The 1,077-nt window shown below is 69.2% G+C and carries 1 protein-coding gene; it reads left to right on the forward strand.

The window, feature by feature from the left end; all coding sequences use genetic code 11:
- A partial coding sequence (locus tag PZA18_RS25775; protein WP_284103402.1) for a hypothetical protein occupies positions 1–1,077 on the forward strand: 1,077 nt, incomplete at both ends.

Raw genomic sequence — 1,077 nt, forward strand, 5'->3', positions numbered from 1 at the left:
CCCTGGCGCTGAACCGTGAACTGAACGGCCAGACCTCCTCGGCCGATGCCGGCAACTGGCAGCTGCCGCTGTTCCAGAGCCGCCTCAGTCACGATCAGACCGAGATCCGCGACAGCGGCAGTCTGGCACCGTGGCAGACCGGCGCCCGCCTGTGGTTGCAACTGCCGGCCAGCCTGAGCCAGCCACAAGCCCCGTTGCAGGCGCTGCGCTTCAGCCTCGCCACCGAAACGGTCGACCTGGGCCACGGTCTGCAGAGCCTGCGCCCCGTGTTCAACGGCCCGGCCGGCTGGCGCCTGGACGCCCTCAATCCGTCCAGTGATCGCCCCGTGGCGCTGCAGGCGCTGGGCCATAGCCTGTACGACCAAGCCACCGGTCTGCCCTGGCAGGCCGCCGGCTACCGGCTGACGGGCCCCGATGGTACGCAATACCAGCTGGCCGCCGATGGCCGGATCGAACGGGTGGTGTTCAGCGATGGCGTGCAATGGCTGCTCAGCGACGCCGGCATTGCCGTGGTCGGCCGTACCGATCGCCTCGACTGCCTGCGCGATGCCCAGGGCCGGCTCAGCCGTGTCAGCGGTCCGACCGCCCAGGGCAGCCAGAGCCTGGCTTACCGTTACGACGCCCAGGGCCGCCTGATGCTGGTGCGGCCGCTGGGCAGTGAGGACATCGGCCAGCGCTATGGCTATGACCAGAACGGCCAGCTGCTGACCCAAGCCATCACCGCCGACCTCGGTGCCGCCGTGCACTGGCAGGGCGCCACGCCGCGCAATCGCTGGCAGGGCCAGCTGAGCAATGGCACCTCGACTTACCTGAGCTTCAGCGTGCGGCAAAGCGAGCTCGACGCCAGCGTCAAAACCCCCGGCGCGCAAGGCGCAGTGATTCTGGCGATTGACAGCCAGGGCGCCGAAATCGACGCCCTCGGCGCGACCGTTATCGGCCGCAGTGGCCATACCACCCTGATCCGCGTGACCGAAGCCGGGCTCAAGCTGCTGCAGCTGACCGGCAAGGGAGATGCCCAAGTCACCATCCGCCTCGCCGGCGACCTCAACCGCGATGGGGCGGTGGATGGGACGGACA

The organism is Parachitinimonas caeni, assembly GCF_030129945.1.
Taxonomy (GTDB): Bacteria; Pseudomonadota; Gammaproteobacteria; order Burkholderiales; family Chitinimonadaceae; genus Parachitinimonas; species Parachitinimonas caeni.